Genomic DNA, 21,458 nt, shown 5'->3' with positions numbered 1-21,458 from the left:
AGAAAATTATCAGACCTGGTCTGGCGTACGTAGATTGACGACCTGAATGCGTTCGTCGTGTTTACGCTCGCGCATCGGTTCCAATTCTGGTTTGTACACGCCCTGATCACCGACCGTCCAAGACAGCGGGCGACGCTCTTTGCCCACTTGCTCCTGTAAGAGCATAAGTGCCTGAAGGAAGGCTTCCGGTCGCGGCGGGCAGCCGGGAATATAAATATCGACAGGCAGGAACTTATCTACACCTTGAACCACAGAGTAGATGTCGTACATGCCGCCGGAGTTCGCACAAGCACCCATGGAAATAACCCATTTCGGCTCCAGCATCTGTTCGTATAGACGCTGCACCACGGGAGCCATTTTCATAAAGCAGGTGCCGGCCACCACCATGACATCGGCCTGACGCGGCGAGGCGCGGATCACTTCGGCGCCAAAGCGCGCTACGTCATGCGGCGCAGTAAAAGCCGTGGCCATTTCCACATAGCAGCAGGACAAACCAAAGTTGTACGGCCAAAGCGAGTTTTTGCGACCCCAGTTCACTGCGCCATGAATCATGTCTTCAAGACGGCCGAGAAAAATACTCTTATTAGCCTGCTCTTCTACGGGATCCATCACGCCCGTTTGAGTCTGCTGAATCGGGTAGCTGTCGTTGGCGGCGTTGGGGTCAATGCGTGTCAGGGTATATTTCATGAACCACAGCCTCAGTGATCAGAAGGTTCGGCCGCACGGCGCGCAGCGCGACGTCGACGAGCTTCCGGTGCCCAATCCAATGCGCCAATGCGCCAGAGGTAGAACAAGCCGGCCAGCAGGACAAAAACAAAGAAGCTGACTTCAAAGAAGCCGACCCAACCCACTTCTTTTACCGAAATGGCATAGGCGTAGAGATACAACGCTTCAACGTCGAAGATCACGAAGAACATCGCCACTAAATAAAACTTAGCCGACACGCGCAGGCGTGCACCGCCACGAGAGACGATGCCTGATTCGAAAGGCTCGTTTTTAGCACGACCCCAATCGCGACCACCCAGCAACCAAGGCACAAACAGCATGAAGCAGCATATGCCCACGATGCCGACCAAGAAGGCACCAAAGGCCCAATAGCTGGCAACTTCAGTAACGCCCGTTGTCATGGCGAACTCCTATTAATACGTCGCGGCGGAGTGCCAGACCCAAAAGAGCCGACTCACCCAATGAATGGGGCGCAGGATACTCGTTGAAGCGCCTAATTTCCAGACTCCAAATGCGGCCTATGCGTCTAGCGTCAACTTTTCAACTCGCTTGTCACGCCATAGACCTGCTCGAGTTCATCCAGCGCTTCCCCTAAATAGACGGCGAGTTTTTGCACACTCGGCAGGGCGACTCTACAAGCCGTGAAGCCAAAATGCATTTGGCCATCGTAGGACAAGATCGTGATATTGAGCGCCTGCCCATTAAAAATCAGTGAAACCGGGTAGGCACTGACCAAGCGCGCGCCATTCATATACAGCACCTCGGATGGGCCCGGCACATTCGACACCATGGTGTTGTACATCGGACGGCGAGCTCGGGCACCCAAACCGGTCATCTGGCCAATCAAGAAAGGTGCCATCAGCAAATTGGTATAGAGTGTCATGGCAGGCTTGGAAAGCGTGGCTAATAAGTTCTTATTGGCCTGCATGGAGGCCTTGATTGCCTCCAATCGAGCTTTCGGATCCTCGATATGACTTGCCAGTGATGACAGCGCCAAGCTAATACCGTTGCCTTCTCCCGCTTCTTCACGCGTGCGCAATGACACCGGGATAGACGCCAGCAAGGGCTTTTTCGGTAGGTCGTTAATTTCCTGCAGGTAGCGGCGCAAGGCGGAAGAGCATGTCGCCAAAACGATATCGTTGAGCGTGCCACTCGCTTTTTCAGCCACTCGCTTCATGCGCTCAATAGATAAGCTCTGCGTAGCAAATCGGCGTTGCGGGCTGATGCTGCCATTTAATGCGCAGGCCGGTGTGCGATAGGGACCAATTAATCCACTGGCCGGCGATGCCCGTAACATCCTCATCCAAGCCATAAAAGCCTGGCTCAGCACATTAAGCACGGTGGGTCGCGCTAACGCCTGCGCCGACTCGATGATTGCTTTCGGAATGCCGGTGCTGCTGCGCGGCAAGGGTGGCATAGCCCAAAACGCCGGCATGCCACGCTCGTCTGGATTAGAGCTTAAGCAGCGACTCATAGTGCGCGAACCCGACATGCCATCCATGAGCGCGTGGTGGATTTTGAAATAGAGCGCAAACGTACCGTCATTCAGCCCCTCAATAAGGGTGCATTCCCAGAGCGGACGATTCTTATCTAAAGGCTGGCTGTGCAGACGTGACACCAAAATACCCAGCTCACGCTCACCACCCGGCTTGGGCAGCGCCGCATGACGCAGGTGGTAATCAATGTCGATGTCGTGATCAACCTCCCAAGCGGGAACCACCTTACCGACTAAACCGGGCTTCAAACGCAAATTAAAGGGAGGCTGATCGACGGCGAATTGGCGCATCCGCTCAAGCTGCTCACTAACCCAATTTTCGCCGCCATCACGGGGAATTTCGTAACGATGCAGCATGGCCACATGCATATAGGCATCGCGAGATTCCGCGTTAAGAAAAAACGCATCCGCTAAATTAAGGCGCTTAGCCATGACCCAACCCGTCCATTGTTATTTTTATTGGAGGGAAGTATGCACCCCTGCAGGTTTCATCGCCACGCTCATAACTGCCTGTTTTAGCAAATGGTTATTGTCAAAATGGCGCATCCCTAGGTTGCGTAAAATCCGCCACGCCGGTGATTGCTGAGCAAACAACCATTCAAACCCGGTCATGCTATTGAGCAGCAAGGCATTATGGCCACGCCGTTGGCGACTGTATTTGCGCAAAGCCCGTGTATGGCCAATGGGCAGCCCCGCCTGAAGCGCAGCCAGTAATTCTTGTGCTAACGATGCCGCATCGAGGAAACCCAAATTCACCCCCTGACCCGCCAAAGGATGAATGCTATGGGCGGCATCACCGATAAGCACCAAGCCCGGCTCGCAATAACGCTCCGCATGCCTAGCTATCAGTGGAAATGCCGCACGCGGGCCGACCAACTCGACCGCGCCCAGGGTGTTTTCAAAGGCTTTTGCCAAAGCTTGCTCGAAGTCGCTGGGTGACGCGGCCAGCATGGCCTCAGCCTGGGTAGTTGGCAGCGTCCACACAATAGAGCATTGATGTGCGTCGGCGAGGGGAAGGAAAGCCAAGGGCCCCTGAGGTAGAAAGCGCTGCCAAGCGGTGGCGTCGTGGGGCTTTTCTGTACGTACCGTGCAAACCAAGCCGTGCTGTCCATAGTCTTGCACGCTTGTACTGATGCCGGCCGCTTCGCGAACGCGCGACAGCGCTCCGTCGGCACCGACCAAGAGCGCGGGCTCTATGACACTGCCGTCATCTAAAGCCACCTGCCAACCTTGCTGCAGACGCTGTATCGACAGCACGCGGGCGACCTGCAAGCTATCGCCCAACGCTTGCATGAGCAGCGCTTGAACAGCGGTATTTTCGACCAACGTGCCCAGATGCGTCGTTTGAATATCCGCCGCACTAAAGCGCACCTGTCCGGTGCCATCAGCATCCCAAACCTGCATATGCTGGAAGCGGCACTGACGCAACCGAGCATAGCCTTGCGCACAACCTGCCTGAGCAATCACCGCCTCGCTGCTTTGATTCAGCGCGGATACCCGCAAGCCAAAGTTCGCTTCCGGCGCCGGGGTTTCACTGCGCTCTGCATCTACAACAACCACATTAAGCGCAGGACTACCCAGTTTCAGCAGCAGCGCAAAGGCACTGCCCACCATGCCGCCACCCACAACTAACACATCGACACGTTTAGACATGACTTAACCCCATGGCGTATCGAGCGACTAGCGGCTTGGCACCGGGCAATAAATCAAACCCTAATAAGCCGATATTACGCGCCAGCTGCAACAGCGGGTTGGCATTGGAAAAGCCACGAACGAGGCTATCTGAGAAGCGGATGATTTGCTGCTGATCCGCCGTACGCTTTGCTTCATACGCCTGCAAGTGCTGGGCGTTTCCTAAGTCAGTCCCTGCAAGCATCGACTCCCTCAGGCTTTCAACGAGCACCAGCACATCGCGCAAGCACAGGTTAAAGCCTTGGCCCGCCACGGGATGCAGGCTATGCGCGGCATTGCCCAAAATCACCGCACGCGGCACGGTTTGTTGATGCGCGACCATGAGCTGCAAGGGATAGGCATGTCGCTGACCCACGCGGGTAAAGCGTCCTGCACGACGACCAAAAGCTTGCTGAAACTCCGCTAAAAACTCCTCATCAGACAACGCCAGCACGCGCTGTGCTGTTTCGGTTTTTAAGGCCCACACCAAGGAGCGTCGCGTTTGAGCGGGCTGATCACGGGCATCGGGCAGCGGCAGCAAGGCAATAGGTCCATCCGCTGTAAAGCGCTCAAAGGCAATATGTTCATGGGGCAAGGAGGTGGCGATGGTCGTGACCAAGGCCGTTTGGCCATAATCGTGCCATCTAGCACCCAAGCCTAACCACTCCCGACTGCGTGATTGCGTGCCATCCGCAGCCACCACCAGCGGCACACATAGGGTTGTGGACGCATCGTCCCCGCGCTGCAGCGTCAGTGTGGCTGCCTCAGCCGATGTTGCTAGCGCCGTGACTGCCACGCCGTCACATAAGGTCACCGAGGGGCAGGCTTTCAGTGCCGCCAGGAGAACAACACCCAACCAGGCATTTTCCATGACCTGACCAAAGCTCTCGACGTGCTCTTCGTCGGCACGCAGGCGCGACAAACCGAAATGGCCCCGATCGGAAATATGGATTTGATGGATAGGTGTTGCATGCGGCTGTAGCTGCTGCCATAAACCTAGGTCGGTAAATGCTTGAACCGTCCGGCGAGATAGTGCGGTATTACGCGCGTCAAAGCCTGCGGTGTAGGGCAGGGGCTGGCTCAGATCAAGCACCGGAAAACGTTGCCCTTCAATTAACACCACGCGCAATTGCGGCAGCTCACGGGCCAGCATCAAGGCCAACGTGACGCCGACCATGCCGCCACCAATGATGGCGATGTCCGCCTGCGTCGGAAGCGCCGTCATGCCGTACCCACCAGTGCTTCAATTTCCGCAATGGTCTTGGGCGCATTCGCACTCAACACATGATGACCCTGAGCCGTGACCACCACATCATCTTCAATACGAATGCCGATGCCCCGCCAATGCTCGGCCACCGTCTCATCGTCGGGCGCGACATAAAGACCGGGCTCAACCGTGAGCACCATGCCCGGCATCAATGGACGCCACTGGTCATCCACCTGGTAGTCACCCACATCGTGCACATCCATGCCCAGCCAATGCCCGGTTCGGTGCATATAAAAGCGGCGGAACGCGTTGCTTTGAATCAGGTCATCCACACTGCCTTGCAATAAACCGTGCTCGACCAAGCCCTGTGTTAGCACGCGCACGGCAGCATCGTGAGGCGCCTGCCAACTGGCTCCCGGTCGCACGGTGGCAATCGCGGCCAATTGCGCAGCCAACACGACTTCATAAAGGGCTTTTTGCGGGCCACTGAAGCGGCCATTTACCGGGAAGCTGCGCGTGATATCGGCAGCGTAATGGTCTAACTCGCCGCCCGCATCGATCAGTACCAAGTCGCCATCCTGCATGCGTCGGTCATTTTCACCGTAATGCAAAATGCAGGCGTTAGCGCCAGAGCCCACGATGCTGCCGTAGGCTGGGGCAGCGCAACCCTGCCGGGTAAACGCATGCAGCAGCTCGGCCTCGAGTTCATATTCGTAGCGTCCGGGCCGCGCCCATGCCATGGCACGACGATGGCCCTCGGCACTGATATCCGCCACCCGCTGCATGATGGCGATTTCAGCATCAGACTTAATCAAGCGCAGGGGATGCAGCACGGTATTCAAGAGATGCAAGGCACTGGGGGCTCGAACACCGGCGCGCGTTTTGGCGCGGACAGCACTCAGCCAGCCCGACAGGCGCTGATCAAAATCGGGCTGAACACCCATGGGCGCATAGACGCGATCGCGCCCCGCCAACAACGCTGGCAGGCGCTCATCCAGCTCTGCGATAGGAAATGCTTGCTGTGCGCCAAAATCCTTTTCTGCGCCTTCGGGTCCGGCGCGGTAGCCATTCCAAATTTCCATTTCGCGATCACGAGGCCGACAAAAAAGCACGAACTCGCCCTCTGCTCGGCCGGGCAAAAGCACCAATAGCGCTTCCGGCTCAGCAAACCCACTGAGGTAGTAAAAATCAGAGTCTTGTCGAAAACGGTATTCGGTATCGCGATTGCGTCGGTAGTGCAGTGCCGCAGGCACCACCGCGACAGCATCACTCCCCATCTTGCTCATCAGCTGGGCACGACGGTGCGCGAACTCCGTAGCGGAAATTAAGGACTTCAGTGTCGCAGTCATGGCTTAGTGCACCGTTGGCGGGAGATCTACTGCATCATGACCATGCTCTTCGCGCGGCGCCAACTCTTCAAACAAGTGAATCACTCCGAGCCGAACAAACTCATGCAGTTCGGCATAGGCCAATTCGCTCTCTTCATCGGGCTCATCCACACTGTCGAGCTGAGAGATATTGACGATATCTTGCAGCGTCTCACGCACAATCTCACCGGCCAGCGCCGGGTTATTCGCTTGCACCGCCAAACCAAAGCCAGCCAGTAGCCCGCGCGCAAAATCTGCCAGCGCCATCACACGCAGGTTCAAGTCGTCGTCATCGTCTGGCAGCAGCGGCTGAAAAAGCAGATCGTCTGCTCCCAAGTCTTCTAGGGTTTTCAATTGCAGCTGCCAAAGCGAGGCGATCATTTCGTCAGCAAAGGCTGTGCTGACATCGGCATGAGCCTCCAACGACTTCATTAGCGCACTGCGATTCATGCGCGCACCGCCCGCCAGCATACCTACCATCACGCCATGCAGCTCGGCAGCCGAGCAGTCTGCTTGCACCTGATCCAGCGCCAAACTCAAGGTATCGTGGGTAGGTACAATTACAGCTTGCATAGGAATCTCCTGTTGGCATCGCGAGGGCATCGCCCTATATTAGCTGCTCGACAACTTCACGGCGAACCGGACATGCTTGAACAGGACTTCCACGCGATTTCTCGCCAAGTAGATGCCCTGCTCAAACAGCTGCGTGCATTGCATGCCGAAAATCAGCGCCTCAAACAGCAACAGTCAAATCTATTTGCCGAACGTGATGAGCTACAGCGAAAAAATGAGCTAGCACGTGCCCGTGTTGAAGCCATTATTCTGCGCTTGCGTGCGCTTGAAGCTCAGTCTTAATCGAATCCCGCGTTAATTTATTTTCACAGGCGATGCCATGAATCCGGAAGTCAGCACCCTCGATGTCTTCATCCTGGACAAAGCCTACAAAATTGCCAGCCCTTTGGCTGAGCAAGACAATTTGCGTCGTGCCGCGCAATACCTCGATCGCAAAATGCGCGAAATTCGAGGCTCTGGCAAAGTCTTGGGCTTAGAGCGCATTGCCGTCATTGCCGCCCTGAACATTGCGCATGAATTGCTGAGCTTACGCCAACAAACCTCGGGTGAAGCGGTGAGTCCTGCCGATATCGCGCTGTTATTGCAACGTATGGAAGCAGGTCTTGCGGAAACTTCTGAGACAGAATTACGCTAAGCGAACGACGCTTGATAACAGATTGTTCAGTTCAATTTACGTCGAGCTGATTTATAATGAACGCCTCTCTGGGGTGTTCGCCAGTCTTTCAGAGCCCCTGAGCCGATGCTACATCCTTTGGGATGCGTTCGTCTTTCGTGGTGTGCATGTCCGCCCGTCGGAAAGCCTTAAATGATTGCGCCGCATCCCCCTTGAACCCGCTGGGTTCAAGGGCGACGATGGACAGCGGCACCTTCGGAGAACTCTTCCTGATGATGGGCGACACCCTATCCGTCGCGACTCAGCAACAGCGACAACAGCTTAGACGCCAACTCCGGCAACAACGCCGTGCTCTGAGCCCACAAAAACAAGCTCTTGCCGCGCGCACGCTATGCCACTCGTTACAAAAAAATCCCCGCATTCACCAGGCAAAACACATTGCCGCCTATGTTTCGAGTGATGGGGAGATAAATCCGCTTCGTTTTATGCGTTGGGCCCAACGCCACGGGAAAACCCTCTGGCTGCCGGTCGTTACCCCCACACATTCATTGCATCGCGGCGGCTTGCGCTTTGTTAAAGCCCCTGCGATGCATGCACGACGGGGCTGGCGTCGGAACGCCTATGGTATTGCCGAGCCCATCTCAGGTCAGTCCCGCTCCGCCAAGGCTTTAGATATCGTATTGATGCCCTTGGTTGGGTTTGACGCTCAGGGCAACCGCTTAGGCATGGGCGGAGGCTATTACGACAGGCTACTTGCCAAGCTCAGCCAATCACCTCGCCGTCCACACACGATGGGCCTAGCCCATGCCTGCCAACACGTCGCCAGCCTGCCTAAAGCAAGCTGGGACCGCGCAGTGGATGCGCTCATCGTGGTGTAAGCCCGCGCTTTTATGATTATCTGACAGCGGTTGTTTCTGCGATTTCGGGCTGTTAGCCTCAAAACACTCTAATAAAAACGCTCCCGCCATGACGGTGAGTTCTCGTGCTCCACTGGGCCTGAATCCATGCACGCTTTGCTTCTACACGCACGTCGCTCTCCGCTGACGATATTCATTGTGCTTGGCCTTGTGCTATTCGGCATCGATCGATTAATCCAAGGCATCTCCGATCCTTACGCAGACGATCAGTACACCATTCATGTTTCCAGCGCCCAACAACTGGCGCTTAGCCAGGCGTTCCAGGCCGAGCATGGCCGCCCACCCAGCCCAGAAGAGCTACAGGCCAAACTGGCGTTCTGGCTAGATGAGCAAATGCTCTATCGCGAAGCCATGGCACTCAATCTGGATCGTTCTGACACCATTGTTCGTCGCCAGCTCGCACAAAAAATGCGCCTGCTGTTAACCCAGCGCACAGCAACCACAGCTGTCTCTGAAGAAGCCCTGCAACAGCATTTGGATACCCATCCGCAACGCTATGGAACCCCGGCAGCCATAGATTTCGAGCAAGTCTTTTTGAGTCGCGGCAAACAGGGGCAGGCCTTACCGGCGGTGGCGAGTAAAACCCACGCTGAACTTCAGGCTCATCCCAAGGAGTGGCAACACTTAAGTGACCCCTTTGTCAGTGGCCTAAGTTTTCATCGCGCCAGCTTAGTCAGCTTACGTAATGACTTTGGCCGAGACTTTGCCCAAGCGGTTTTTTCGATCACAGAAACAGGCTGGCAAGGTCCTATTGCCTCTAATCTTGGCCTACATTTTGTTCGCGTCATTAGCCGCTCCGCCTTTCATCCGGTGCAATTAGATGACGTTCGCGAGCAAGTTCTGACGGACTACCGCCAAGAACAGCAACGACTCGCCACGGATAAAGCCTTAAACGAGATCAAGGCGCGTTACCGAATTCATTTCGATGCGGTCGAATCATGAGCCGGTTAGCGCTAACGCTTTGCCTACTTAGTGGAGTTTTGCTCAGTCTCGCTAGCCAAGCGCATGAGTTGAAAACGGTCACGCTGCGCTTCGATGAGTTCGCTCACGGGGTGACAGACGCTACGCTGCGCGTACCGCAAATGGGCGAAGAATCTCCACACAGCGTGGTGCCGGCATTTGATGATCGCTGCGTGATACAAGGCCTAGCGCATACCCGGCGCGACAGCGGAACCATCGAGCGGCGCTGGCGATTGAACTGTCAGTCCGGCCTAGCCAACACCCGCATACAATTGCATGGCCTTGATCCGCGCATGCCGGAAGCCTTAGTTATTGCCAACTTTGCCAGTGGCGCCCAAGAAACCTTGGCCATGGATCGTCATGATCCGGTACGGCGCTTAGGCAGTGGTGAGCATCACGCCGATCAATCGCTCAGCCGCTACGTGCTGATTGGCATCAGTCATATTTTGCTAGGCCCTGACCACCTGCTTTTTGTCTTTGGCCTGATGCTGATTATTGCCGCTCAACGCCGAGGCGCAGCCACGCTGATTGCCGCCATCACGGCATTTACCCTTGCCCATAGCCTAACCCTGGCACTGGCCTTATTTGGCGTTTGGGGCTTGCCGCCCAAGCCGGTAGAAATACTCATCGCTGGCAGCATTCTGTTACTAGCCTATGAGTTACTCACTCACGATCCCGCAAAGCCTTCCATCAGTTTTCGCCAACCGTGGCGGGTTGCCTTTGGCTTTGGCCTGCTCCATGGCTTTGGCTTTGCCGGAGCCCTGAGCGAAGTCGGCCTACCAGCAGAGTCCAAGGCCTGGGCCTTGCTCTACTTCAATCTCGGCGTCGAAATAGGTCAACTCGCGTTCGTGCTGGTGCTTTGGCAATGCATGAAGCGCTTTCGTTGGGGCAACACCCATCCATTCTCACCTGGGGCCGCCATCGCCTTGGGTGGCATCGCGTGTTATTGGCTTCTTGATCGCACGTCAGACTGGCTAATCACCCACTACCAATACCTGTCGCTGGGAGGCCTGCAATGAAACCTCAAGTCCTACTCTTCGTGCTGCTAACATTGATGGTGAGTGCCTGCGGCCAGGATCAGCCCTCAAAACCGCGCGTGAGCAACCCTCCGAATACCCCCGTGGCCAACGACGACAAACCCTGTGTTGGCGCCAGTGGCAACCGCAAGCAAGCCTACTTTGGCGATTTGCATACGCACACCGCATTTTCACTCGACGCGTATTTCTTTAATGCCACCAATGACCCCCGCGCAGCCCATGAATTTGCTCAAGGGAAGGATGGCCACTTACCGACCCTTGGCAGCGACGACCCCTATACCCCGGCGCGCGCCGTCACGATCGGCCGGCCGCTGGATTTCAACGCCGTCACTGATCATGCCGAGTTCTTAGGTGGCTTCTCGAACACCTGTGGACGAAACGGCATGCTGCAAAAGCAATGCGACGAGCGCATCGGTAAAGGCATTCGCGATGATGTGATCAACATTGCGGCGGGCAATACCTCGCTTCAGCAGCAATTACTGCAGTCATTAGTCGCATTTGCGCCTACGAGTATTTCCGCCTGGCAAAACACCAAACAAATCAACGATGACGAGTACGTCCCCTGTAAATTCACCACGCTACATGCCTACGAGTTCACCTCAAATGAAGACTCGCAGATGTTCCACCGCAACGTTATTTTTAAGGGCGACACCACGCGCATTCCGCTCATCGTCTTTCCGGCGGTACGGCCAGACACGGCGCTCAACCCGCAAAATGGCAATGATGACTGGGATCTTTTCGATCATTTGAAGATCGTCTGCAAATCCATTCCTGGCTGCGACGTGCTGACCATCCCGCACAACGGGAACTTGTCGGACGGCCGAATGTGGCTTCCCATGGAAGCCAATGGCGTGCCCTTGGGCCGAAAAATTGATTCCACCGATATTTACCTGCCGATGACTGCCGCCGATGCCAGCTTGCGCCGCAGCATGGATGTGGCAGTTGAATTGACACAACATAAAGGTCAGTCCGAATGCGCAGTTGGCCTAGAAGGACCGTACCTTCAGGGTGAGGAGACTGCCTGCACCTTCGAAACCTTTAAAACCGTCTGTCATGGTCGTGCGGATGATCCAGCGACCTGCGCTAAGTTCTGCAAAGGCGACCCGCTCACCGATCCGAATTTCTGTAACCACCGCAGCTTGGGCGACAATATTGTTGATACCTGCCTGAATCCGGGCCCCGATGGCCGCTCGCGACCGTCCAGAAATCCCTCTGCTAGCGGCACCGAAAACTGCACAACTGCCTTGGACTATTACCGCTACGCCATGGCCGAAGGCTTGGCGATTCGCAAAACCTTGGGTATTAACCCCTACAAAGCCAATATTGTGGCGGCGTCCGACACGCATAACGGTATTTCCGGCAATGTCGGTGAGCGCGGCTTTGTCGGTCATGGCGGTGTGCTCGACGATGAACCCAAAGAATTGCTGGGCTTTTGGAATTGCACCGGCGGCGGCGATCCTGCCGACCCCACGAAGTGTGTAGGGCGCAAGTTTCAAGACTTTGCCCGCAGCCTCAATCCAGGCGGACTCACCGGCGTCTGGGCAACCCAAAACAAGCGTAACGAGATTTGGGATGCGATTCATCGAGGTGAGTCCTGGGGCACCTCTGGGCCACGCATCAAAATCCGTTCGATTGGGGGTTGGAAACTCCCCGCCAATACCTGTGATCGTTTAGCCGCTGGGCAAAACCCAGTTGACCTCGGCGAAACACCGGGCGCGCTGATGGGCGGCGACCTGCCGTTACCGGCGATAGGCGCACCGCAGATCGCCGTGTGGGCACAACAGGATCCGGAGAACTATCCCCTGCAGCGCATCGACATCGTTAAAGGCTATGTTGATGCCAGTGGCAAACCCCGTGTCAAAGTATTTGAGAATGTGGCGCGCACCAAAGACACGGTGAAGCGTCCGTCGATGACGGACTGCAGCGTTGAAATTGGCAATCACCCCGAGCAGCTCTGTGCGATCTGGAAAGACCCCGAGTTCAATGCATCTCAAGACGCTTATTACTATGCCCGTGCGCTCGAAGTCCCTTCCTGCCGCTGGTCGTCGTACATGTGCAATGTCGATAAGAAGGTCGATTGCAGCCTGCTCAATCCGGTCAATGGCATGTTCCCAGCCAGCACAGGCTTCAGCGGCTATGAAGGCTGCTGCGCAACCACCGGCACTACCGGCAGCTTTAAGGGCCGCAACACCTTTAACACCATCGAAGAGCGTGCCTGGGCATCGCCCATCTGGTACGAACAAAAACTGAAATAACAGCGAGGCAATACCGTGAAAAATTTTAAGAACAAAGTGGCCTTAGTAACGGGTGCCAGCAGCGGGATTGGTGAAGCCATTGCCATTGCGCTGGCCAGTGCCGGTGCAACCGTCATTCTGACTGCACGTGATCAGGACAAGCTCGACGCCGTGCGCCTGAAATGCATCAGCGCCGGGGGCAAGGCCTGGGTCTATGTTGCCGAAGTCAGTGATGAGGCGCAGATGCAAACGCTAGCCGATGCGGTACATGCGCAGTTTCCCGCCATCGACATCTTGGTGAATAACGCCGGTGTGGTTATGGGCGGCTTTACCTGGGAAGTCGAACCCTCCGACTGGAAGCGTCTGCACGACATCAATGTCATGGGCGTGGTCTATGGCATTCGCGCCTTTGTACCGAAGATGATCGAGCGCGGCCAGGGCGGCCATGTCGTCAATATGGCGTCGGTGTCCGGCTTTTTCGGCGCACCCGGCATGAGCACCTACAGTGCCAGCAAGTTCGCAGTCGTTGGCCTGTCGGAATCATTACGGCTGGAACTGCATCGCCACAAGATTGGCGTCAGCGTGATCTGCCCTGGCTTCGTGAATACGCCAATTCAAACCAAAGTGAAGCTGGTCGGCAGCCTAAGCAGTGAGAAAGCGCGTGCGCGCGTCGCCAAAGACTTCGAGAAGACGTCGCTGACACCCGAGCAAGTGGCTCAGCGTACGCTGCAGGCAATTCTGCGCAATGAGGCCGTGGCCGGCATAGGCAAAGAAGCTGTGCTGGTTGGTGCCCTGAAGCGTTGGGCGCCGGCCGTGCTCGAACGCTTTATGCGCGCAGGCTGATACAGGGCCAGCCACGCTCCTGTGCGATGCGGGTGAGGACCTCATCCGCATCCACCGCCACCGGATGCGCCACCACTTCCAATAACGGCAAGTCGTTGCGCGAGTCGGAATAAAACCACGCACCGTCCAGCGATTCGCCGCGCTCGGCCATCCATTCCTGCAGGCGCGTGATTTTGCCGGCTTGGAAGCAGGGCGTTCCAGCGAGCTTGCCGGTGAAACGGCCATCTGGCGTTTGCTCTGGCGTGGTCGCAATCAGGTGCTCAACGCCTAAGCGCTCTGCAATCAATTCAGTGACGAAATGATTCGTCGCGGTAATGATGACCAGCGTGTGGCCCATGTCGCGATGCTTCGCCAGCAGGTCAAATGCCTTTGGCAATAACAGGGGTGTGATGCACTCGGCCATGAACTCATCGCGCCATTGCTTCAACGTTGCCAACTCATTTCGAGCCAGCACCGCGAAAACAAACTCACAGAACGCTCGAATATCGAGTGTGCCAGCGCGGTAGTCGGCATAAAAACCGTCGTTAGCCAAGCGATACGCCTCGGCGTCGACATGTCCGCGCGACACCAAGAACTCCCCCCACGCATGATCGGAATCGCCGCCCAGCAGGGTGTTATCAAGATCAAATAGGGCCAGCGTCATCGCGAGATGCTCCAAGGGGGGCGGAAAATGGCGATGATACCGACAGATAACGAAAAAATCCGCCGTCTAGCTTGCCCCGCTTCGGGGCGTCAGGTAGTAATGGCAGCAATAACAAATTGTTTTTTAAGGAATCACCGTGATTGACGAGGATGGCTTCCGACCCAATGTCGGCATCATCGTAGCCAATGCCGCCGGACAAGTTCTGTGGGCACGGCGCTACGGCCACGACGCGTGGCAATTTCCCCAGGGCGGCATCGCCGATGGCGAGTCGCCGGAGCAGGCGATGTATCGCGAACTACACGAAGAAATTGGCCTGCAGCCGCAGGATGTAAAAATTCTCGCCCAGTCCCGCGGCTGGCTGCGCTATCGCCTGCCACGTCGCTTTATTCGTCACGATAAGCCACCGATTTGCATCGGCCAGAAGCAGCGCTGGTTCTTGCTGCAACTGGTGGGGCCGGAGTCACATGTGAAGCTGGATTGCCAGAAGCCGGCCGAATTCGATCGCTGGCGCTGGGTCAGCTATTGGTATCCGCTGGATCAGGTGGTGTCATTCAAACGCGAAGTCTATCGTCGCGCACTTAAGGAACTGCTGCCGCGTCTGCCCGTTCAAAACAGTTCAGCGTTGGTAGGTTGATATGCCCATAACGCCGACCGAACCGAGCATGCTGGAAGTCTTGCGTCGCATCGTCCAAGAAGTGGACAACGCACCCAGCTTTCAGGCCGCCCTCGATGTGCTGGTCGCGTCCGTGCGCGAAGCCACCGACACCGAAGTGTGCTCCGTCTATTTGCTCGACGACCGCACCGAACGCTTAGTGCTGATGGCCAACGAAGGCTTTAATCCAGCGTCTATCGGCGTGGTCAGTCTCGGTTTCAGCGAAGGCTTGGTCGGCCTCTGCGCCACCCGCGAAGAGCCCATCAACTTGCAGGATGCCGCCACGCATCCGAGCTATGTGTATTTCCCGGAAACCGGCGAGGAGCGTTACAACGCCTTCCTCGGCGTGCCCATCATGAATCGCCGTAAGGTCTTGGGCGTTCTCGTGGTGCAGCAGCTGGAAAATCGCCGCTTTGACGAAGGTGAAGTCGCGTTTTTGGTGACCTTGTCTGCTCAGCTCTCCGGCGTCGTGGCGCATGCCAAAGTCATGGGTCAACTGGAAGTGGTGCGTGGCTCCCGCGCCACGCCCACGCAGATTTATCAGGGTATTACCGGCGCCACGGGCGTCACCCTGGGCCGCGCCGTGGTGCTCTACCCGAAAGCCGATTTGGAGCAAGTGCCCGATCGTGCGGTAGATGACATTGATAGCGAACTGGCCTTGCTGGAGAAGGCGCTAGAGTCAGTCCGCGAGGAAGTGAAAGCGCTGGATCTGCGCATGGCTGGCACCTTAATGCCCGAAGAGCGCGCCTTGTTTGATGTCTATCTGCGCATGCTCGACGACAACGCCTTGGGCGGAGAGATTGCCGAACGCATTGAGGCCGGCAACTGGGCTCAAGGCGCTTTGCGCGAAGTCATTGACGAGCACATGCAAAGCTTCTCGGCCATGGAAGATCCGTACCTGCGTGAGCGCATGTCGGATGTGCGCGATCTCGGCCTGCGCTTGCTGGCGAAACTTCAGGATCAAGAATCGGAAGAAATCCGCGAATTCCCAGAAAATAGCATTTTGGTCGGTGAAGACATTTCCACCGCCATGTTGCTAGAAGCCCCGTTAGATAAAGTTTGCGGCGTCGTCTCCGCCACCGGTGCGGCGAACTCGCACATGGTCATCGTGGCACGTGCACTGGGCATTCCCACCGTCGTGGGCGTTAGCGACATTCCGGTCACCACCCTAGACGATGCCGAGATGATTCTCGATGCCTACCTTGGCCGCGTCTTTGTTCGCCCCTCCCGCGTGCTGCGTAAGCGCTACAAAGACATCATCCGCGAAGAGCAACAGCTCGTTGCCGGCCTCGATGCCTACAAACAGCGCGAAGCCGTCACTCCCGATGGCCATGCCATGGCGCTCTGTGTGAACACGGGCCTGATGGCTGACGTGGCGCGCGCGAAAGATCGCGGCGCTGAAGGGGTTGGTCTGTATCGCTCGGAAATTCCGTTCATGCTGCGCGAACGCTTTCCTGGCGAGGAGGAGCAACGGAAGATTTACCGTCAGCAGCTCGAAGCCTTTGCGCCCAAACCCGTCACCATGCGCACATTGGACATCGGTGGCGACAAGGATTTGCCCTACTTCCCCATTGAGGAAGACAACCCCGCGCTGGGCTGGCGTGGCATTCGCATCACGCTCGACCACCCGGAAATTTTCATGGTGCAGGTTCGCGCCATGCTGAAAGCGGCTTCCGGCCTAAATAACCTGCAAATTCTATTGCCCATGGTCACCACGGTGGGCGAGGTCGACGATGCCGTGGCGCTGATTCATCGTGCCGTGCATGAGTTGAAAGAAGAAGGCGAATTCGAGGTGTCGCTGCCGCGCATCGGTGTGATGGTTGAGGTGCCTGCCACGGTGATTCAAATTGCCGACCTGGCTCAGCGCGCCGATTTCGTCAGCATTGGCTCTAACGACTTAACCCAATACTTGCTGGCGGTGGATCGTAACAACACGCGCGTGGCCGACCTCTACTCGCCGTATCACCCCTCCGTGTTACGCGCGGTGCGTTATGTCGTTAACGAAGTGCATCGCGTGGGTAAGACGGTGAGCATCTGCGGCGAAATGGCAGGTGATCCGGGCACGGCGATTCTGCTCATGGCCATGGGCTTTGATTCGCTGTCGATGAGCGCCAGCAATCTGCTGAAAGTCCGCAAAACCGTGTGCATGACACCTCTCACCGAAGCCAAATTACTGCTCGATGAAGTGCTGGCCTACGACAACCCCGCGCAGATTCGGGCCACCGTTGAAGCGAAATTAACCTCGCTGGGACTGATCGATTTGATTCGGCCGCAAGGGGCGCGCACTAGCTAAGGCGCGTCAGCTCGAACCGATGATGCCGCTCTTCGTTATAGTCCTGTTCGTGCCAATACACGCCGTCGCGCGCAATCCGCAGCCAAGTGGAATTGCGCGTACCATAGGCGGGCGTACGAATACAAATGGGCGATAACACGCGCTCCATCGCCAATCCCACGCCGGTGTTCGGTAGCTCAGTGTCTGGCGCGGGCGTTATGTCCGCTAGCAGAGCGAGGTGGGCTTCCGGTACATTCACTTGCTGCTCAGTGAGCGCCTGCGCGCCGCCCAACAGGCGCATCAGTTTCGGCCAAGGGGCATCGAGCGTGGCATTGGACAGCCCATGCCAGCCGGCGGCGACTTCCATTGGCTCGGACTGATGGCTCCCGACGCACCACAGCGTATCGGCATCTGCCAATAACAGGTTAAATCCGCCATAACGTTCGCGTTCGGCGTGGACTTGCTGTGCGAACGCAGCTGCAGGCAGGTCACCACACAGATACGCTGCCGCCAACTCGCCCCGCGAACGCGCAGCCGCCGGCATGTTCGGATCTCGAACATTGGTCAGCGCCGCAAATCGGCCGTGCAGCGTGACGCCCATCCACGTACCGCCGCCTTGTAAATCACGCCCAGCCAGCACGGTCTGTGCCTCAGGCCAGAGGTGCGTTGCCTGCGCCGGGCGCGCCAAAAATTCGTCGCGATTAGCCCATACCTGAAGCGGCAGGTCGGATTGTGGTTGCCAATGAAAAGCTAAAAGGCACATGTGTCATCTCCCAAGAGGCTCGCTGATCATGCCCGACACAGCTATGATGCGTCAGCGCTTTTCAACTTCGTGATGCTGAATCTATGAGCCTACTATGTTGATCTACCCCCACATTGACCCCGTTGCTCTTGCCTTAGGGCCTCTGAAAATCCATTGGTACGGCCTCATGTACCTGTTCGGTTTTGCGTCGGCCTACGGCCTAGCCCTGTGGCGCGCCAAACGCATGGGCTGGTCGCAGGACCAAGTCGCCGACCTAATTTTTTACGGCGCCATGGGCGTGATTCTTGGCGGCCGCATCGGCTACGTATTTTTCTACGGTTTTGATCGCTTCCTCAACGATCCGCTCTGGCTATTCCGTATTTGGGAAGGCGGCATGAGCTTCCACGGCGGCTTCTTGGGCGTTCTGGTTGCTGGCGTTGTATTTGCTCGTCAGTACAAAACGCCTTGGTTAGAAATCACCGATTTGCTGGCGGTGATTACGCCACCGGGACTATTTTTTGGTCGCATCGGCAATTTTATCGGCGGCGAACTTTGGGGCCGCCCCGTCACCGATCCCGACTTCGCTTGGGGCATGGTATTTCCTCATGTTGATGCGCTGGCACGTCATCCCTCACAGCTCTACGAGGCCGTCTTGGAAGGCTTAGTCCTATTTATCGTTATGATTTGGTTTACGCTGAAGCCACGACCCCGCATGGCAGCCTCAGCACTCTTCCTCATCGGCTATGGCTGCGCTCGCTTTACGGTCGAATTCTTCCGTGAGCCCGACGCCGATCAAGGTTTCGTTTTATTTGATTGGATGACCAAAGGGCAAATGCTCACCGCGCCGATGATTGTGGCCGGTGTTCTGTTGATGCTAGTGGCTTATCGCAAAGCGGCGATGGTGAAATAAGATGCAAGAGTATCTCGATCTTTTGGCGCGAGCGCGCCATGAAGGCAGCTTCAAAAGCGACCGCACGGGCACCGGCACTTACTCCGTATTCGGCCATCAGATGCGCTTTAATTTGGCTGACGGCTTTCCCATGCTGACCACCAAAAAGCTGCACTTGAAATCCATCGTCCATGAGCTGCTGTGGTTCTTGAGTGGTGACACCAACATCCGTTACCTGAAAGAAAACGGCGTACGCATTTGGGATGAATGGGCCGACGAGCAGGGCAACTTAGGCCCCGTCTATGGCTACCAGTGGCGCTCTTGGCCGGCACCGGATGGCCGCCATATTGATCAAATCGCCAACGTCGTGGACATGATTAAGCGCACCCCCGACTCCCGCCGACTCATTGTCAGTGCGTGGAATCCGGCCTTGGTCGATGAAATGGCGCTGCCTCCCTGCCATGCCCTGTTTCAATTCTATGTTGCTCCTTCGGCCGTGCCGGGCGAGCCTGGCAAGCTCAGCTGCCAGCTCTACCAGCGCAGTGCCGATATTTTCCTCGGCGTGCCCTTCAATATCGCCTCCTACGCGCTCTTAACCCTCATGGTGGCGCAAGTCTGCGGCTTACAGCCCGGTGATTTTGTGTGGACCGGCGGCGACTGCCACCTCTATAGCAACCATCTCGAACAAGCCGATTTACAGCTCACACGTCAGCCCGGTACCTTGCCGGTCATGCGCATCAACCCCGAGATCACCGATTTGTTTGCTTTCCGTTTTGAGGACTTCACGCTGGAAGGTTATGACCCCCAACCACACATTGCTGCCAAGGTGGCCGTATGAGCCAGCCCAGTGATCACATGCTGACCGGCACTGCCGGAGATGATTACGCCACGCTACCGGACGATACGGTACGTCTAGCACTGATTGTTGCCATGGCTGAAAATCGCTGCATTGGGGTAGGCAATAATTTGCCCTGGCGCCTGCCCGCTGACCTGCAATATTTCAAGCGCATCACCAGTGGCAAAGCCATTGTTATGGGTCGCACCACCTATGACTCTCTGGAGCGACCGCTGCCGAATCGCACGAATATCGTGGTCACACGCAACCCAACCTGGGATGGCCCCATCGGTATCCGTTTAGTGCATTCCTTAGAAGCCGCTCTCGCATTGGCTGAAGCCGTAGCCGTGGTCAACGCCCAAGACGAAGCATTGATTATTGGTGGAGCGGAAATCTACGCACAGACACTGAGCCAGGTCTCGCGTATGTACATCACGGAAGTTGAAACGACGGTAGACGGCGATGCCTTTTTCCCCGACTTTGACCGTAGCCAATGGCGCGAAACCAGCCGCGAACGGCATCACGATGAAGCCAGTGATCTCTGGTTTAGCTTTGTGGTGTATGAGCGCGATTAACGGCAGTCCGCACGGTCATCGAGCTAAAAGCGTGTGACTACGGTCAGCGGCCAGCCCTTACGCTGCCATATCTTTTGCACCGTCATCGACAACTATGGTGACCTCGGTGTTTGCTGGCGCTTAGCGCGGCACTTAGCGCAAGTGCACGCTGCAGCCGTGACGCTATTTGTGGATGACCTGAACAGCTTCCAACACCTTGCACCCGCGCTTGACCCCAAGCGGCCAGTGCAACGCTTGGGCGATATCACCATCCAGCATTGGTCTTCGGACTTTCCCGCAGCTGCGCCGGCCGACCTCGTCATTGAGGGCTTTGCCTGTCACTTGCCTGATAGCTACATCCTCGCCATGGCGGCCTGTTCGCCGCCACCCATCTGGATCAATCTGGAGTATCTCAGCGCGGAAGACTGGGTCGAAGGGTGTCATGGCATGGCGTCTACGCATCCGCATACGGGACTGGAAAAGGTTTTCTGGTTCCCCGGTTTTTCGCCAGCAACCGGCGGGCTGTTGCGTAGTCCGCTTGAAATGCAACTGTTCGCTAAGGTTCATGAGCAGCCAAAAGTCGGTCGTCATATTTCATTATTTAGCTATGAGAACCAGGCTATTGCCGGGCTATTAACGGCGCTGGCTAGCGACTCCATTGCAACCACCCTCTCTGTGTTCTCCGGCCGCGCACTGACCGACGTCAGCGCCTGGCTAGGTCAGCCGCTCGTCATTGGCGATACCGCCCAGCGCGGCGCGCTCAGCATCCATGTTTTACCCCTGCTCAATCACGCCGATTACGATCACCTCCTGGCATGCAGCGACTTGAATTTGGTGCGCGGTGAAGACTCCTTTGTGCGCGCCCAGTGGGCGGGTGCGCCCATGCTTTGGCATATATATCCGCAGGAAGATGGAGCGCATTTAATCAAACTGGCTGCCTGGCAAGCACGGGTAGAGCGCGTCGCTGCAGCGTCCGGCACGCCACTGCCGCCCAGTTGGTCACAGGCGTTAGCGGCATGGAATTGCCACGCCGAGACCGCTAGCGCTCCACCCGAAAATCACTGGGCACAGTTGCTGGCCGACTTACCCGCCGTCCGTAACGCCATGCGAAGTTGGCGAGACCATTTATTGACGCAGCCCGATCTTGCTACGCAGCTGATGCGTTTTTATGCAGATCAGGTAGAATCGCGGCCAAAATAATCCCGCACTCCACTATTTTCGGAAGCAC

At 56.7% G+C, this 21,458-nt stretch carries 22 protein-coding genes and 1 other RNA gene; 14 read left to right on the top strand and 9 right to left on the bottom strand.

Translation table 11 applies throughout. From position 1 onward, the window contains the following. Positions 1-9: 9 nt before the first annotated feature. The 7 genes from AC14IB_RS09310 to AC14IB_RS09280 form a co-directional block, all read right to left on the bottom strand. Entirely contained in the window at positions 10-687 is a 678-nt protein-coding gene (locus AC14IB_RS09310; RefSeq protein WP_484231617.1) for a NuoB/complex I 20 kDa subunit family protein, read from the bottom strand. Positions 688-698: 11 nt separating this feature from the next. Continuing rightward, complete coding sequence (ndhC, locus tag AC14IB_RS09305) at positions 699-1,127, bottom strand: NADH-quinone oxidoreductase subunit A (RefSeq protein ID WP_484231616.1); 429 nt, start codon at positions 1,125-1,127, stop codon at positions 699-701. A gap of 131 nt (positions 1,128-1,258) precedes the next feature. Further along, on the bottom strand, positions 1,259-2,653 hold the full coding sequence (locus tag AC14IB_RS09300) for a WS/DGAT/MGAT family O-acyltransferase (RefSeq protein WP_484231615.1): 1,395 nt from the start codon (positions 2,651-2,653) through the stop codon (positions 1,259-1,261). A 24-nt stretch (positions 2,654-2,677) separates the two neighbouring features. Continuing rightward, the gene (locus tag AC14IB_RS09295) at positions 2,678-3,874 is read right to left on the bottom strand and encodes an FAD-dependent monooxygenase (protein WP_484231614.1); all 1,197 of its coding nucleotides are present in this window, start codon (positions 3,872-3,874) and stop codon (positions 2,678-2,680) included. Further along, positions 3,867-5,117 (bottom strand): 2-octaprenyl-6-methoxyphenyl hydroxylase, encoded by a 1,251-nt coding sequence (ubiH, locus tag AC14IB_RS09290; protein WP_484231613.1) that lies wholly within the window; start codon positions 5,115-5,117, stop codon positions 3,867-3,869. Before ubiH ends, AC14IB_RS09295 begins: the two co-directional genes overlap by 8 nt. Beyond that, positions 5,114-6,448, bottom strand: coding sequence for a Xaa-Pro aminopeptidase (gene pepP, locus AC14IB_RS09285; RefSeq protein WP_484231612.1), 1,335 nt, complete (start codon positions 6,446-6,448; stop codon positions 5,114-5,116). Before pepP ends, ubiH begins: the two co-directional genes overlap by 4 nt. Before the next feature lie 3 nt (positions 6,449-6,451). Continuing rightward, positions 6,452-7,039: a UPF0149 family protein gene (locus tag AC14IB_RS09280; protein WP_068857608.1), complete on the bottom strand. Its 588-nt coding sequence runs from the start codon at positions 7,037-7,039 to the stop codon at positions 6,452-6,454. A 72-nt stretch (positions 7,040-7,111) separates the two neighbouring features. Between AC14IB_RS09280 and AC14IB_RS09275 the strand changes: the two genes are divergently transcribed. From AC14IB_RS09275 to AC14IB_RS09240, 8 genes are all read left to right on the top strand, one after another. Continuing rightward, positions 7,112-7,321, top strand: coding sequence for a TIGR02449 family protein (locus AC14IB_RS09275; protein ID WP_484231611.1), 210 nt, complete (start codon positions 7,112-7,114; stop codon positions 7,319-7,321). A 37-nt stretch (positions 7,322-7,358) separates the two neighbouring features. Further along, complete coding sequence (locus tag AC14IB_RS09270; protein ID WP_484231610.1) at positions 7,359-7,673, top strand: cell division protein ZapA; 315 nt, start codon at positions 7,359-7,361, stop codon at positions 7,671-7,673. Positions 7,674-7,735: 62 nt separating this feature from the next. Then, positions 7,736-7,918, top strand: a non-coding RNA gene (ssrS, locus tag AC14IB_RS09265) — 6S RNA. A 6-nt stretch (positions 7,919-7,924) separates the two neighbouring features. Next, positions 7,925-8,530, top strand: a complete 606-nt coding sequence (locus tag AC14IB_RS09260; RefSeq protein WP_484231609.1) for a 5-formyltetrahydrofolate cyclo-ligase — start codon at positions 7,925-7,927, stop codon at positions 8,528-8,530. Between the two features lie 126 nt (positions 8,531-8,656). After that, a complete protein-coding gene (locus AC14IB_RS09255; RefSeq protein WP_484231608.1) occupies positions 8,657-9,511 on the top strand; it encodes a peptidyl-prolyl cis-trans isomerase in 855 nt (284 codons plus the stop codon). Beyond that, complete coding sequence (locus tag AC14IB_RS09250; protein WP_484231607.1) at positions 9,508-10,548, top strand: HupE/UreJ family protein; 1,041 nt, start codon at positions 9,508-9,510, stop codon at positions 10,546-10,548. Before AC14IB_RS09255 ends, AC14IB_RS09250 begins: the two co-directional genes overlap by 4 nt. Next, the gene (locus tag AC14IB_RS09245) at positions 10,545-12,821 is read left to right on the top strand and encodes a DUF3604 domain-containing protein (protein ID WP_484231606.1); all 2,277 of its coding nucleotides are present in this window, start codon (positions 10,545-10,547) and stop codon (positions 12,819-12,821) included. The genes AC14IB_RS09250 and AC14IB_RS09245 overlap by 4 nt, the downstream gene beginning before the upstream one ends. Before the next feature lie 15 nt (positions 12,822-12,836). Next, a complete protein-coding gene (locus AC14IB_RS09240) occupies positions 12,837-13,643 on the top strand; it encodes an SDR family NAD(P)-dependent oxidoreductase (RefSeq protein ID WP_484231605.1) in 807 nt (268 codons plus the stop codon). Here the strand turns inward: AC14IB_RS09240 and AC14IB_RS09235 are convergent. After that, entirely contained in the window at positions 13,627-14,286 is a 660-nt protein-coding gene (locus AC14IB_RS09235) for a histidinol-phosphatase (RefSeq protein ID WP_484231604.1), read from the bottom strand. The genes AC14IB_RS09240 and AC14IB_RS09235 overlap by 17 nt on opposite strands. Positions 14,287-14,422: 136 nt before the next feature. Between AC14IB_RS09235 and rppH the strand changes: the two genes are divergently transcribed. Both rppH and ptsP read left to right on the top strand, forming a co-directional pair. Continuing rightward, complete coding sequence (gene rppH / locus AC14IB_RS09230) at positions 14,423-14,920, top strand: RNA pyrophosphohydrolase (protein WP_068857617.1); 498 nt, start codon at positions 14,423-14,425, stop codon at positions 14,918-14,920. A 28-nt stretch (positions 14,921-14,948) separates the two neighbouring features. After that, the gene (ptsP, locus tag AC14IB_RS09225; RefSeq protein ID WP_484231646.1) at positions 14,949-17,231 is read left to right on the top strand and encodes a phosphoenolpyruvate--protein phosphotransferase; all 2,283 of its coding nucleotides are present in this window, start codon (positions 14,949-14,951) and stop codon (positions 17,229-17,231) included. On the opposite strand, the gene AC14IB_RS09220 is transcribed toward ptsP, so the two are convergent. Further along, positions 17,224-17,973 carry an NRDE family protein gene (locus AC14IB_RS09220; RefSeq protein WP_484231603.1) on the bottom strand — a complete coding sequence of 250 codons (750 nt, stop codon included), beginning with the start codon at positions 17,971-17,973 and terminating at the stop codon, positions 17,224-17,226. The genes ptsP and AC14IB_RS09220 overlap by 8 nt on opposite strands. A gap of 94 nt (positions 17,974-18,067) precedes the next feature. Here AC14IB_RS09220 and lgt point away from each other — a divergent pair, with 94 nt between their 5' ends. Genes lgt through earP form a run of 4 tightly spaced genes read left to right on the top strand, consistent with a single transcriptional unit; the run spans position 18,068 to position 21,430 of the window. Next, the gene (lgt, locus tag AC14IB_RS09215) at positions 18,068-18,862 is read left to right on the top strand and encodes a prolipoprotein diacylglyceryl transferase (RefSeq protein WP_484231602.1); all 795 of its coding nucleotides are present in this window, start codon (positions 18,068-18,070) and stop codon (positions 18,860-18,862) included. A 1-nt stretch (position 18,863) separates the two neighbouring features. After that, positions 18,864-19,679 carry a thymidylate synthase gene (locus AC14IB_RS09210; RefSeq protein ID WP_484231601.1) on the top strand — a complete coding sequence of 272 codons (816 nt, stop codon included), beginning with the start codon at positions 18,864-18,866 and terminating at the stop codon, positions 19,677-19,679. Further along, on the top strand, positions 19,676-20,251 hold the full coding sequence (locus AC14IB_RS09205; protein ID WP_484231600.1) for a dihydrofolate reductase: 576 nt from the start codon (positions 19,676-19,678) through the stop codon (positions 20,249-20,251). The genes AC14IB_RS09210 and AC14IB_RS09205 overlap by 4 nt, the downstream gene beginning before the upstream one ends. 33 nt (positions 20,252-20,284) lie before the next feature. Continuing rightward, positions 20,285-21,430, top strand: coding sequence for an elongation factor P maturation arginine rhamnosyltransferase EarP (gene earP, locus AC14IB_RS09200; RefSeq protein WP_484231599.1), 1,146 nt, complete (start codon positions 20,285-20,287; stop codon positions 21,428-21,430). The last annotated feature ends 28 nt before the right edge of the window (positions 21,431-21,458 follow it).

This window comes from Perlucidibaca sp. (assembly GCF_057084925.1).
Note: the sequence above shows the minus strand (reverse complement) of the source record. Positions and strands in the feature narration are given on the sequence as shown.